This window comes from Chryseolinea soli (genome assembly GCF_003589925.1).
Lineage (GTDB): Bacteria > Bacteroidota > Bacteroidia > Cytophagales > Cyclobacteriaceae > Chryseolinea > Chryseolinea soli.
Genome location: NZ_CP032382.1, coordinates 41,680 through 55,221 on the forward strand (window position 1 = coordinate 41,680; position 13,542 = coordinate 55,221).

Here is a 13,542-nt window from a genome sequence, read left to right on the forward strand (position 1 = left end):
AGGTTATGGTTCAACTATTTCGGCCAGCCGCAGCAATTTGGAGCTGACCTTTAGATCCGCATTTTTAACAGACGTCAAATTGATGCGGATGCGGATCTTATTTTCCTCGGGAAAGAACCGGATCATCCCGCCCTGCTTCGAGAAATTTGTAACGTCCCCAACCGTGAGAACGTGCCTGGCTTTCGCATACTCAAAGATTTGCTTCCACTGATTTTTTTCATCCGTGCTGATGAAAAGGATCTGGCAATGGGCAACGTCCGCCAGTGTATGAAAGCGCTGAACGACCAGTGGATGGCCATTTACTTTTTCGCCTTGCACCGTTTCGTCCAAATATTTTCCAAAGGGGTCTGGTCCCAGGATGCCGATCACCAGCGGGGCGTCGGGTTGATCAAAGGCATCGGGAGGCCATTCAATAAATTGTGTGAAGTTGTAGAGGAAAACAGCTTTTACCTGGTATTCCTTTGAAGTTTCGCCCTGGGATGGCGCGTGCGCGCCAAAAGACAGCAGACCCGCGAACAGGATCAGCCATACGTTTGCTTTCGAGCGGCCCGCTTCCGGATATTTTATTATCTTCAGAAACGACATACCACTTTCGCGTAAACACTTCGTTGGATGTCCTTTGCCACCCCCGACGAAGGTATAAATTCGGTGTGACTGCTTTTCACCAGGTTCTGTCCGACAAGATTCAATTCAATCCGCTTGTCCAATTTCCATCCCAGCCGGATATCGAGGCCAACATATTCGGAGACCTTTGGCTTGGGAAGCGCTCCCACATAACGAACAACGGTTCCTAATTCCATGCGCCCGGGAAGTTTCATCATCGATTGAATTAAAACCTGGTGACTGGGGTCATTGCTCTCTGCCGACCCCTGGTTGACATCCTCACTGTTTCCTTTGACTTTCAAATTCTTTTCCAGGTACGTGTAGCCACCACGGAGACGCCACCAGCCATTCAACTGGTATGTAGCCGAAAGCTCCGCACCATAAGTGTCGCCCTTTACGCCGTTCCCAAACGTGAAGGGAATGCCGAGGGGCGGAGGACCCGGCTCAAAGCTTCGGAGGTTGTCATAAACATTATAAAATGTGGCGAGTGAGACCGACAGACTTTCTTGGGGTTGTATACGCCAACCCAATTCATAGGCCAATACTTCCTCCGATTGAAAGTTGCTCCCGGCAATGACGGGCACCTGCGGAACAGCGTAAAGAAAAAACTCCCGGTCGATGCGGACAGGATTTCGCACGGCGCGCGATACGGCCGCCCATACGGTTTGCGTGGGCGTGGGCGTCCAGTTGAGACGCACGTTGGGTTGATATTGAAAATCGGTGTAGGAGTTATGCTCGATCTTTATGCCCAACGTCAACCGCAATTTTTCTTCCACCAGGGCAATCTCATCCTGAACGAATACATTAAAGAGGTAAAGCGATTTTCTCGCGGGCTCAAAAGCAAACAGTTCAAGATTATGCACGTCGTGGTCCATATACCGAAAGCCCAGGCCATAGATCACCTCTTGTCGCTGGCCCAGCCGGAAACGATGCTGCCCTTCGACATCGTAGGTGTTTATTTTTTCCGTAAATCCATTTCTAAAATCTCTCCAGGTATGATCAACGTAGGCCTGGAGCTGAAAATTGGATTTATCGGAGGTGGTATGCGTCCAACGCGCCACGGCGTTGCTTCCACGGGCAACAATGGGGTTGTTGCCGTCGGGATTAGGTCGGTCGTCGTACAGGTTCGCCTGAAAACTGACGGCATCATTTTCGGTTGCCTCCCAGTCAAGACGCAGACCACCCTGCGCGATGGTCCAGTCGTCTTTGGTCTCCACACTGTCGGGATGGAAGATCGTGCTGCCGCGTTTGAATGCCGTTCCGTAGACGCGATAAGAAAGATTTTTGGCCAGCTTGCCGCCATAGCGAAGACTTCCCAAGCCGCGAAGTTTCGTGCCCACGGCCGCTTCGGCAAAAAGGCCCTGGGTGTCCTTTGCTTTTTTTGTGATGATGTTGATCACGCCGTTGACAGCGTTCGCCCCCCACAGGGTTCCCCCCGGGCCACTGATCACCTCAATCCGGTCGACATCTTCCAGCACCAGATTTTGTACATCCCAAAACACACCCGCATACATCGGGGTGTAGACCACGCGACCATCGATCAACACCAATAATTTATTGGCCAGTACGTTGCTAAATCCCCGCGCACTAATCGCCCATTGACTGGAATTTACCTGGGCCACTTGCAAGTTCGGGGCAAGCCGCAACGCCTCGGGCACACTCGTGGCCCCGGACTGCCGAATGTCTTCTTGCGTGATCACCTGGATGGCCGAAGCCACCCCTTTCAATTTCTCGGGCCGTTTCGAAACGGACGTCACTTCCACGTTGAGCAGTTCTTCCAGACTCAATCTTTTTAAAGTATCCCCGCGAAAGGAATTGCCTTGTGCGCAGGTGCGTTGAGGGAATAGCACGATGCCGGTGATCAGAAAAAGAAGGGGCGCGATCAAAAGCATCCGATGATGCTTTCCGGTTGAGGGCATGCATATATTTTTCATAGGCAACGATTTGACAAAAAAATAAAGACCTGTCATACGCACTGGACTACACGCGGTTGACGACCATCCAATACAATCCCAGATCGGCGACGGTCTTGGAGAAATTATCAAATTCAACAGGCTTGACGATGTAGCTGTTCGCACCCAGTTCGTACGATTTTTTGATATCGGGATCTTCCTCGGACGACGTGAGGATCACTACGGGGATCACCTTCATTTGCGGATCGGCCTTCACGGCTTGCAGCACCTGCAGTCCGCTGACCTTTGGCATTTTTATATCCAGGAGAATTACTTTGGGCATTTGTGAAATGATCCGGTCCGAATACTTTCCTCTCCCAAAAATAAAATCCAAGGCTTGCTCGCCATCGCTAAGATGTACAATGTTATTCGCTAAACGGTGTTTCCTCAGTGCGCGGATGGCCAACTCCGCATCCTCGTCGTTGTCTTCCACAATCAGCACTTCAACTTCCTGGTAGATCATAGGCATATTAAAAAATGAATGAAAGAGCGCTTCCGGCGCTTTGAGAATACACTCGGGTTTATCGCGATCTGGCAAAAAATCAACCAAAGCTTTGATGACGCATATTCGGGAGTGCAATCGTGACGGTGGTGCCAACGCCTACCTCGGAGGTGATGGCAATCGTCCCGTTCAGTCTTTGAAGGATCTGCTTGACGATATACAGACCCAGTCCCGATCCATGACTTCTCTCGGTTCCCCGGTAGAACATTTTATAGACCTCGGGTAAGATCTCAGGTTTGATGCCAATGCCATTGTCCTTGATCACAATGACAGCGTTTTTCTCCGTCGTCGATATGTCAATGCCAATGATCGGCTCCCGATGGCTTTCGCGATAGGCTATGGCGTTGGATAAAAGATTACTCAGGATCACGGCCAACCGGCCCGCGTCGGAAAAAAAGGGTGTCGCGATGTCCAGATCGATAAACTTATTCAAATAGTGTTCGGCATGCAGATACTCAAGTTTCCGGAATGCATTTTCGATGAGCGCCTTCCAGTTCACTTCCGCATAGTCGATTTCATTTCGTGCGTTTCTGGAGTAGTCGATGATTTCCCTGAGCGTATCGTCCAGCTTCAAAACACTTGATTCCATCATCTCGTGAATTCCGGCCAGCTCCGGATTTTTCTCGATCTCTTTTGCGACATTGAGCAAGCCCATAACAGACGCCAGGGGACCACGGAGATTATGCGAAACGCTGTACACAAAATTGTCGAGCTCTTGATTGACCTTTACCAATTCCTCGTTCCGTCTTCTCAGCGCATGTCTGGCTTCGCGTTTTAGTTTTTCAACTTTGCGTTTTCTCACGGCACCGCGTATGGCTGTGGGCAAGCGGGAGAGGTTGGACTTTAAAATATAATCGTCGGCGCCATTCCGCAGACAGGAAATAGCGTATTCATCCGAAACCGTTCCGGTCACCAGGATGAAGGGGATGGTGGCTTGTTGCTTGATACAAATTTCCAGTGCCTCGGCAGAATTGAATCCCGGCAAGCCGTGGTCGGACAATACCACATCGGGACTAAAGCCTCGAATGGCGTCGTTAAATTCATCCCGCGTATTGACACACCTGGCGACAAATGACAGTTTGTCCTTTCGAAGAATGTACTCAATTAAGCCACGGTCATCATCGCTATCCTCAAGCATAAGGATTTTCAATTCTTTCTCGTTTTCCATAACTGTATTCATTTAATGCACGGTCATCTCCGGTATCTTTTCAACTCGATTAAAATGTATCTGGTGGCGATTCGCTGATTCCTGATAATTTTCCCAACAGATCAAAGTGCCGCGTCCCGATATGGGTTGTGGATATTGTTCCCCTCTATTCCCATGCTTACTTGCCTGGCGGAAAGAATATAGGACTCTCATCAGAGTCTATGAAAGGCAGGAAGTAACCATCAATGCTGCTAATAACAACTCCACGAGCACCGGCTTCTGCATTTCGTGCATGAACCCGGAACGCGCGAACTCATAGGATCTCCGCAGGCATGATTTACCCGCGAGTAAACAATATACTATTTTTCACTTTGCTATCAAAGCATTTTAGGTCGTTCGGAGATCCCGTTCGAACCCTTATCCCGTGTGGCTTGTCCAAATCCTGATGGGCTTATTTCGCGTTATTATAGTCGATTTGCAGCGCATTGCCATTGAGAAAATTGAGCGGCTTATAGTCCTTGTAGCCGGGAAATATATACCCGAGTTTGGGGTTAGCCATTCGCTTCAACAAGATCTCGCTCAGCACGTGACGATAGTCGGTGGTGACCGCCAGGTCGACGTGGTTATCCAGTTGTTCGTTTTCGAGCCCGGGCCAGGTGCCATACATCTTCCCTCCTTTTACCTCTCCACCCAAAACCAGCATGACGTTGCCATGACCGTGATCGGTGCCGTTGCTTTTGTTGGATTTCAGGCGGCGTCCAAATTCACTCATGACCAACAGTGTGACGCGTTTCTGATGATGGCTGATGTCGTTATAGAATGCACCTAACGCGGTCGATAACCCGTCGGCGAGATTGGCAAAGGCGCCTTGCTGGTGCTCGTGCGTATCCCAACCACCATAGTCTACCGACGCCACGCGCAAGCCGGTTTCCATCTTGATCAGTTGCGCCAGGGTTTGGAGCGATTTTGCCAACGGGCTTTCCGGATATTTCACATTATTTTCGGGCACATAAGGCATCGGTGTGTTGGTGACATCTTTGGGCAACTGGTTGTTGATCTCGGCCACCGACGTCAAAGCATTTTGAGCAGCCTCATCCAGCAACGAATTACCGGTGTATAAACTTTGCAGGATGGAAGCATAGCGTTTATCGCCACGCAATTTATAGTCGTTGAGGTTGCTGATGGCCAGTGTGCCGTTGCTTCCCAAAAAGGACGTGGGCATCACCGTGCCGATCGCCACGGACGCAATGTTGTTTCCCTCCGGCGCGGCAGGAACACTTTTCAAAAAACGGGTGAGCCACCCCTCGTTCAAGGTTTTGTTTTGAAGCGAACCCCGCTCGATAAGATCCATCGCATCGAAGTGACTGCGTGTGCCGTTGGTGAGGCCCGCCGCATGAATGATCGCCAGCGCATTGGAATCATACAGCTCTTTCAACGCGGAAGTTTTTTTGTGAAGACGGAAATCGAGACCGGCCAGTCCGTTGCCGAGCGACAGGCCCTCCGTGTCGCCGCTGTCGGTCACACGAACGTCGGCCGTGCGGTTGGCGATGTAGTTGGGGTCGTTCACGGGAGCCACCAGGTTGAGTCCGTCGCACCCACCGCGAAGGAACACATAGATCAAAATATTTCCCGGACTGCCATCGGGAGCAAATGAATACCCGGTGATGCGACTGCCGGCCATGGCCGCGATCGCGGCGGAACATCCGATGATAAATTCCCTTCGTTTCATGTTGGTGTGGATTAGGTTGGTCATTAAATCAATTGAAAGTCCGGCGTCATCGTGAGCAAGGCGATGAATCCACTCAGGCGATTGTTCAGCTTGTCGGCCGGAATGGATTGGTCCGCCTTGCCGTCGCCCCGAAGAAAATCGATCATGGCTTGCTCAAAGTCGGGTGTCTTTTTTTTCTGCAACACCCGGTCGATCCAGAAGCGCGAGAGGTCCTGCGGTTTGTCCATCCCCGGTGGCACGAACCTCGCAAAATCATAGGCAGCAATCCGGTTGTTGGGACTGACCGAGAGCAGCGACGATGCCACATTCCAACGGGCGATCATGCTGTTGGAGCTGAGCCAATAATCCATCACATCGGGATGCCCGGTGGGGGTTTGCCAGCTGTAGTGAAGGTATCCCATCTGGCTCAATTGCCCGGTGAGGCCTTGGTTTGGGGTGATCTCCGCCTGCGTGGCGCGCAACATCGACACCATGAGGTGAAAGGGACGCTTCACCTTTTGTCCCCACGTGGCGGCAAACTCCTTGGTGTTTAGGATGTAGCGCAATGTCTGCCCGATCTGATCGGGACTTTTTTGGTGCTGTATCCACACTTTCACGGCACCCTCGACAACGGACTGCGGGGGCTGATCGGAGATGAATCGAATACAAAGTTTCTTGCAAAGGTGCTTGGCCGTGGCCGGATGATGAGCAACCAAGTCCAGCGCCAAGTGCCCGTCGGACAACGCCGGTTGGTTGGGCTCGATCTCGGTGCCCAGAATTCGCTTTTGATAGTTGTCGTGCCAGCCGTCGTAGTAATAAAACTCGCCCGTGTCGGGAAGTTTGTCCTTGCCACTGCTGGCGCCATCGGCTACTGTCCAGCCGGTGAACGCACGCGCCGCTTCATAGACGTCTTCGTCGATATAGCCCACGGGTTTTCCCGCCGTGGCGCCGGGCACATCGCGCCAGCGGTTGTATAAGTTGTTAAAATAAAAATCGGAGCCCAGCGTGTGCAATTCAAACAGTTCGCGCGCATAGTTTTCATTGGCGGGGCTGGCCTTGCTGGTGAAGTTGTCGAGGTAATACAGCATGGCGGCGCTTTTCGATACGTCCTCCAAAAACACACGGAAATTTCCAAAACAGTTTTTGCGGATCACATCGCGGTCATACACCGGAAACACCGTGCTGATCTTCTGATCGGACGCATTGACATTAAAATGATTGTGCCAGAACTCCGTCATCACTTCGCGCAGTTGCCAGGGGCTGTAGACCGCGCGCAACCACGATGCCACGCGAACTTCTTCCAATGCCCTGATCTTTTCGGCATAAGGAAGGTTGGCGTCTTTGTTATTCAGTTTCCAGAGTTCGCTCAACGGCGCGTCGATGAGGCGCAAAGATCGTACTTCGTCGACCAGGGGATTTCCATCTTTATCATTGTACTTTATGGGAAGGGTGGCTTCTGAAAGCTTTCGAACCACCCGCTCATCTTCGTTCTTTGGATGGAGCTGCTCTTCAAGATAGTCACCCAGGCCTCGCTTGGTCACCTGTTCTGTCAGCGCGGATGTAGCGCCATACGTCACCCGGTTGAGGGCGATCACTGTGGGTGGCGGTGGTTGTAGATCATATCCTTTTAACGACGCAATGAGGGAGGGAAAGGCGGCGGATAGGTTTTTGGGAGATTTCATACTGACAGCGGGCGACAAATTCGCTGCCACGACGGATGCCGGCGTGCATCCCGCCAGTTATCCTGCGCCAGGTGATTTCTTTGGACTTGTACGGGGCGCGCGCTCATCCGTTGCCGTCACGCCAGTTGCGCGGTGAAGAAAAATTCGGCAGAGAGTGTTGAAAATTTTCTACAGGTGCCGCTTAAAATGGGCTTAAATAAAAAAGTTGCAACGTTCTTAAACGCTGCAACTTTGTACCCATGGGTTGCTTTGCTGTGTTACAAAGCTCTCCTTATACGTTAATCTTATTGTGAATCGTCATTTGATTCCTGCGCACCTTCTTCAACGCCCACAAGCTCGCCAGAGCTATCTTTCGCACCAGAAGATGATTTTACTTTCTTTACAGATTTATCAACAATTTTTTCAAGCGCGCCGATAGCTTCCTGGAGGGGTTTTAGTTTAACCAACAACTCGGCTTCCTCTTCTTTTAGTTTTTTTAGTGCGTCCACAACTGGGTTTTCTTTTGCGATACTTTCCTTAGCCATAAATTAATTTTTGTTTTTTTTAATGTAAAGGTCTCTCCTGCGTGAAACACAACGTTTGTCCGCCGGGAAAAGACCGGCGCTAAAATACATTCAAATTTTTTAAAGTAGCGCGAGTCAGCGAATCAATGGCAATATTTTAAAGGTCTCTGTATCAGCTAGAAATAAAATAATAACGAAAATCTACGGCGCAGCGCGACATCACTTGCCTTGGCTTAACGTTTTTTCCATGACGTCAATGGATTCTTTCACGGTAATCGTAAAAACTCCCGCTTCTCCTCGATCAAAGGCGGATCTCCAGGCATTATATCCTTCTTTATATTTTGGGAGTTTTGGAGAGGTTCCAAGTAATTTAATAACGCTTTTATCCATCGCTTCTTTGGAAAACGGGAGGTGTTGAATTTCATCGAAAAACCCATTGTCCGCGTTAGGGTTCTTAACGCTTAGCCCACCCACATAGATATTTACGATAACACCGAGTTTTTTATGCTTCTCAACCCCAACAATGGTCAACGTTGATTTCTCTTCACCCTTTCTGGTGTTATACTCCCAAACCTGCCCAACTTTATATTTGTCATCTTGAGTTGTCCCAAAAAATAATTTTGAAAACATAAAAAACCCCATTAGCAAGTTCATAATTTTTCTGATATCGCTTTGATCCAATGCATGACTCTGCCTCGCTACTCACCGATGCGCAGCAAAGGGCCATCGCTGCGGTAAGTAACTATTGCTGGCGTAGTCGATTTTAATTGTCTATCGTGATTTTTTTAATGATCAAGAATTGCCGGTACTCCTGCAGTTTGGGATCGAAAAATTCCTGGGATTCATAATCAATGCTAATAGACTTACCCATGAGCGTTGAATAGGAACTCGCCAAGTCGACTTCCGAATCAATAAAGGTCAACCAGTAGTATTTGGTGATCTTGCCGAGGTCGTCCTTCAATGAAAGCACAACGAAAAAATCATTTTCAATTTTTGTCACGATCCCCTCTGATGTTTGCTCCACTTTCGGCGGGACTGTCTTTCCTTTTACTTTCTGTGTCATCTTCAACAACGTGGCTGGGCAAACGGAAGCCATTTTTACACCCAATATCCTTCCCAGTTTCGCCCCTTCCGTTTCGATCTTATCCAAATTAATGTCATAATCTTTTTTTATTTGCTTTTTATAGGGCATCGAAGCTTCTATCATGCAAATGCCAAGGCTCATATTAAATTGTTCCGATTTTAGTGTATCGGAAACCTGGTCGATACAGTCGCAAGATTTCTTGGTGATGATATCCATGTAATCTTGTGAAAACGCCTTACTAACGATGAATACCAAAAAGGAAATAACTAAAATCCGTCTCATGTTTCTATGGTTTTGAAATTTGTTCATTTGACCGCTAACGCCCCAATAATAAGAGAGAGAGACCTTACATACCGTTTTGGGAGGAACCGGAACATTTTTCAAAAATAAGCAATTGCCCAGAATTTAATACACATCCAAATCCCCGCGACACGGATATTTAACGTGACCATTTCTAGCTACCTACCCCGGCAACGGCATCCTGTTAAACCCCGCCGGAATTATTTACCCATAAAAAACAGCGCCTTGATGCTCGAATATCAGCCGGTCGCGATATCCGGAGCACAAGGCAATGAGCACATTCCATTTTTTTCATTCGCACATGGCACTTCGCGGGTTTCGCTCGTGACTACAGTAAAATAAATAGAAATCCTGCGCATGGGTTGGCTGCGGGTCGTCCGTCACGAGGAGCGGCGCCAGCGTCTGCTGGTTGTAGGTTGGCATCGTGACCTGTTCGGCAGAACCGTTGCCAAGCGCCACGTTCTTCGCCGACGGATTGTGATTGAATGTGTAGTCCATCAACGCGTCGAGTAGACGGTAGACACCATAGTAGTCATAGGCATCCAGTGATCGATCACCCTGTCCAACGGTGGTGGGCAGCGAGTGACCGGCCAGGTAGCGATAGCCGTCTACCTCATCGGACGTGACGGTGACATAGTCTTTTTCGCTATTGGAGATGTTGATGTGTTTATAGATATCAATAGCCATGCGATGGTCGTTAATCGTGTCTTCCTGATAGACTTGCATCAGGAGCTTGGTGTTGTCGGGGAAAGAAGATAGTTGGTCGTCGGTGAGCTGGTAGGAATACCACGGCGCCAGGGGAAACAAGAAGCGACCGTTTTCTCCCCAATGCTTTTCCGTAAAAGCCCGATGCGCCAGGCCGACAACGGCTCCACCTCCAAAGGAATGGCCCATGAAGCCCACCCGCGTGGTGTCGATGATCGATGGAAATTTGCGTACCGCCTCTTCAAAGCCGGCCCAAAGAATGTCGTACCGGTCGTCGACACTACCTCCCCTTGTGGGATAGGGTACGAACACCACGGCATAACCCTTTTTGGCAATAAAATCCAAAACGCCCTGGTAGATGCCGCTGCGATTTCCGCCGTAGCCGTGGGCGAAGAATATCGTTGGCTTGGGAGTTGTGCTGTTTGCCGGATAAAATAGTTCAGGTTGCATCGTCGTGTAAGCCGGATTGGGGAAGGCGATTCGCGCCACCGCAAAAGAGCCGTCCGCCCCATAGCCGGAAGTCGGTTTTGAGATCGGGCCATTCAGGTCACTCAGGTGATCATCTGGTGCGGCCACAGGATCATCCTGGCATGAGCCGCATAGGATACTGCATAAAAGAAATATATGAAAATGAAACTTTGTCATAGCGAATAAAATTTTTGGGTATTGAAAATTATGAAGTAAAAAAACGACCGGCGTTCGCATCACCTTCTCTTGTCGCCGGATTGAATGCGCTCCCAGATACGGGTGGCCAGTGTTTCGAAATACAATGGAGGCACAAGAAAAATATTTTTTCTCTCCATGCCGTGTAGTGTTTGCGTGGCTTTCATACAAAAAACTCCAAACGGTTCTTAAGCTGATGCCGGGCACTACTGGTTATCCCTTTTTTCTTTTGCCTTCTCTTTGATCGCGCTTTTCATCTCCTCCTTGTTCTTTTCATAGGCTGCATACTGGGAGGCGTCCAGCACCTTCTTCAACTCACCGTCCTTCTCCTCGCTAACCCCTTTCATTTTCCGGAATCGCTGTAGTTTACCACCGCCGGCGTTGTAAACACTTTGCATTTTTCGCGCGTATCTCAAGTTGATTTCTTGTACCGTTGGTTTCTGATCATCCCGCAGCGACAATTTCTCGGTCATGTTCCGGGTTTGCATTTCCGCCCGCTCCTCTGCTGTCGTCTCCGTCATGAGCTTATCCAATTTGTTTTGGGCATGGACCGCCCGGGGCCCGGCGATGAGTGTGACCAAAACCATGATCATCATTACGCTTCTTTTCATGTTAAATTTTTTTATGGTTAAACAAATTCATATGACAAAGAAACGCGACGCAAGCCAGCGCGGCTTGAAAGATCGGGTCAGGCTGAAATAATGGGGATTGAAATCATCCCTGCGAGGATTGAAGTTATCGGGGTGGCCGCATGGCGGTACATCTCAAGCTTCCATCCACTGCTTGAATAAGGGCACTTTGGCTTTACTGATAAGCACGGTCTCACTGGGGGCCGGCGACAGTTTCAGCGACAACCGGCCATTGAAGAAAAGCTCCATCTCCTGAATGGCTGTGCGGTTGACGATATACTGCCGGTTGGCGCGGATGAAATGCCGGCGCGGGAGTTTTTGTTCCAAAGCTTCGAACGTGAAATCGAGGAGATGGATTTGGTTCTTGTGTGTACAGCCGTGAACCAGGTTGTTCCGAATAAAAAAGAATGCAAAATCGCCGACGGGCACCGGGATGATCTTGTCACGGAAATGGACCAGGAGTGTGGACGTTTCTTGCTGACGGGATAGTGTGTTCAGCACGTTATAGATCAGGTCTTTGTCTGGTTTAGGTTGAGCAAGCTTTCTGAATTTCTCCAGGCTGAACTGGAGATCGGCCGCATGGACCGGTTTTAGCAAGTAATCGATGCTGTTTACTTTAAAGGCCTCGATAGCATAGTCGTTGAACGCCGTGGTGAAAATCACCGGAAAGTCGATGTTGATCAATTTGAAGATCTCGAAAGACAATCCGTCTTCCAGTTGAATGTCGAAAAATCCGAGTGAAGGAGGTGGATTCTTTCGAAGCCAGTCTGTGGCTTGCTCGATGCTGGCGTGCGTAGCCATCACGCCCATGTCGGGCGCATGCTCGGCCAGGAGATATTTCAGGTTCTTTGCAGCGTTCAGCTCGTCCTCGACAATAATTACACGGGTGTCTCTCATCGCACAGGAAGTTTTACTTCAAAATGGGTTGGGCCGGTTCGCACCGTGATCTCTGCGTTGTGAATGAGCTGGTATCGTTTAGATAGATTGGCCAGCCCGATGCCGTAGCCCTTTGCCGACTGTTTTTTCTGAAGGTTATTTTTCACCACAATATGCCCTTGTTCACTATAGATCTCGACCGTCAACGGATGACGCGCAGAAACCTGGTTGTGCTTCACCGCATTCTCCACCAGGAGCTGCAAAGCAAATTGCGGCATCTTTCGCGTGTAGAGATCGGGCGCGATCCGGATCTGGACCACCAGGCCGCTCGCGAATCTTTTCTCCATCATGAAGAGGTAAGATTCGAGGAACACAAGCTCTTCGCGAACCGTGACCAGCTTTTGTTCCTTATTTTCGAGGACATAGCGAAACGACTGCGAAAAGTGATCGACGAAGGCCAGCGCCTCCTGGGTATTTTCCCGGATCAGCACATTGAGCGAATTAAGCGAGTTAAAGAAAAAATGGGGGTCGATCTGGGCCTTCAACGCTGCCAGTTCCGTTTCCACATTCTGGTGTCGCAGGGTGAGTGTCCTGATTTTCTCGTGCCGGAGATGTTCCAACAATTCAATGACATGCGCCACCAGCATGGCCACAAAAGCGATCAACGCATTGCGCAAAAGATAAAAAATAAAGAACGGACGCTTCGCCGCGATCGTGAAGATGCCGTCGGCGACCCACATCACTATGACACTCAGCACCACCACCAGGCCGATATTGATCAGCACGTTTAGCCCCTTGGCGATCAAGCCATTTCTCCGGGCCGATAGCCGCCTTTTCCAGAAGAAATTGTATTGAAAGAAAAGGATGCTGCTGAGAAACACGCTGACAAACAGGAATGCAATCCGCGCATCCGAAAGCCCCAGCTTCGACAAATTGCTGGTTAGCCGGGAGGGCTCGTTCAACGTGATCCAGGGCAACGAAAAAAAGACGGCCAGGCCCAGCGAGAGGCTGATCATGATTTTGTATTTCCCGCTCATGGTCCGACAAAGGTCTGCCGGCAGGAGCACATGGCCTGCTCTTTCAGGTGCGGATTTGTACGCTTCACCGGCTAAAATTTCAGCCTCGCAGTTTGTGTTGGTATGGGTTGGGGTGAACATTTTTTGCACTCGCCTTGCGTGCGAGCGCGCA

Annotated in this window: 13 protein-coding genes; all 13 read right to left on the reverse strand. The window is 49.7% G+C overall.

The genetic code is table 11. From position 1 onward, the window contains the following. Positions 1-3 precede the first annotated feature (3 nt). Positions 4-585, reverse strand: coding sequence for a TOL_0243 family YfiR-like periplasmic protein (locus D4L85_RS00125; protein WP_119752404.1), 582 nt, complete (start codon positions 583-585; stop codon positions 4-6). Further along, positions 573-2,537 carry a TOL_0244 family TonB-dependent receptor gene (locus D4L85_RS00130; RefSeq protein WP_160143430.1) on the reverse strand — a complete coding sequence of 655 codons (1,965 nt, stop codon included), beginning with the start codon at positions 2,535-2,537 and terminating at the stop codon, positions 573-575. The genes D4L85_RS00125 and D4L85_RS00130 overlap by 13 nt, the downstream gene beginning before the upstream one ends. A 46-nt stretch (positions 2,538-2,583) precedes the next feature. Continuing rightward, entirely contained in the window at positions 2,584-3,018 is a 435-nt protein-coding gene (locus D4L85_RS00135; protein ID WP_119752406.1) for a response regulator, read from the reverse strand. A gap of 79 nt (positions 3,019-3,097) precedes the next feature. Next, positions 3,098-4,225 (reverse strand): ATP-binding response regulator, encoded by a 1,128-nt coding sequence (locus D4L85_RS00140; protein ID WP_160143431.1) that lies wholly within the window; start codon positions 4,223-4,225, stop codon positions 3,098-3,100. 430 nt (positions 4,226-4,655) lie between these two features. Continuing rightward, the gene (locus tag D4L85_RS00145) at positions 4,656-5,933 is read right to left on the reverse strand and encodes a DUF1501 domain-containing protein (protein ID WP_160143432.1); all 1,278 of its coding nucleotides are present in this window, start codon (positions 5,931-5,933) and stop codon (positions 4,656-4,658) included. A gap of 23 nt (positions 5,934-5,956) precedes the next feature. Continuing rightward, positions 5,957-7,594: a DUF1800 domain-containing protein gene (locus D4L85_RS00150; RefSeq protein WP_119752409.1), complete on the reverse strand. Its 1,638-nt coding sequence runs from the start codon at positions 7,592-7,594 to the stop codon at positions 5,957-5,959. A 284-nt stretch (positions 7,595-7,878) separates the two neighbouring features. Continuing rightward, positions 7,879-8,118 carry a hypothetical protein gene (locus D4L85_RS00155; RefSeq protein ID WP_119752410.1) on the reverse strand — a complete coding sequence of 80 codons (240 nt, stop codon included), beginning with the start codon at positions 8,116-8,118 and terminating at the stop codon, positions 7,879-7,881. Between the two features lie 198 nt (positions 8,119-8,316). Next, positions 8,317-8,751, reverse strand: a complete 435-nt coding sequence (locus D4L85_RS00160; RefSeq protein ID WP_119752411.1) for a hypothetical protein — start codon at positions 8,749-8,751, stop codon at positions 8,317-8,319. A gap of 109 nt (positions 8,752-8,860) precedes the next feature. Next, a complete protein-coding gene (locus tag D4L85_RS00165; protein WP_160143433.1) occupies positions 8,861-9,463 on the reverse strand; it encodes a hypothetical protein in 603 nt (200 codons plus the stop codon). Positions 9,464-9,772: 309 nt separating this feature from the next. Further along, on the reverse strand, positions 9,773-10,831 hold the full coding sequence (locus D4L85_RS00170) for an alpha/beta hydrolase family protein (RefSeq protein WP_119752413.1): 1,059 nt from the start codon (positions 10,829-10,831) through the stop codon (positions 9,773-9,775). 224 nt (positions 10,832-11,055) lie between these two features. Then, complete coding sequence (locus tag D4L85_RS00175; RefSeq protein ID WP_119752414.1) at positions 11,056-11,460, reverse strand: hypothetical protein; 405 nt, start codon at positions 11,458-11,460, stop codon at positions 11,056-11,058. 153 nt (positions 11,461-11,613) lie between these two features. Beyond that, positions 11,614-12,375 (reverse strand): LytR/AlgR family response regulator transcription factor, encoded by a 762-nt coding sequence (locus D4L85_RS00180; protein ID WP_119752415.1) that lies wholly within the window; start codon positions 12,373-12,375, stop codon positions 11,614-11,616. Beyond that, positions 12,372-13,511, reverse strand: coding sequence for a sensor histidine kinase (locus tag D4L85_RS00185; protein ID WP_119752416.1), 1,140 nt, complete (start codon positions 13,509-13,511; stop codon positions 12,372-12,374). Before D4L85_RS00185 ends, D4L85_RS00180 begins: the two co-directional genes overlap by 4 nt. Positions 13,512-13,542 lie beyond the last annotated feature (31 nt).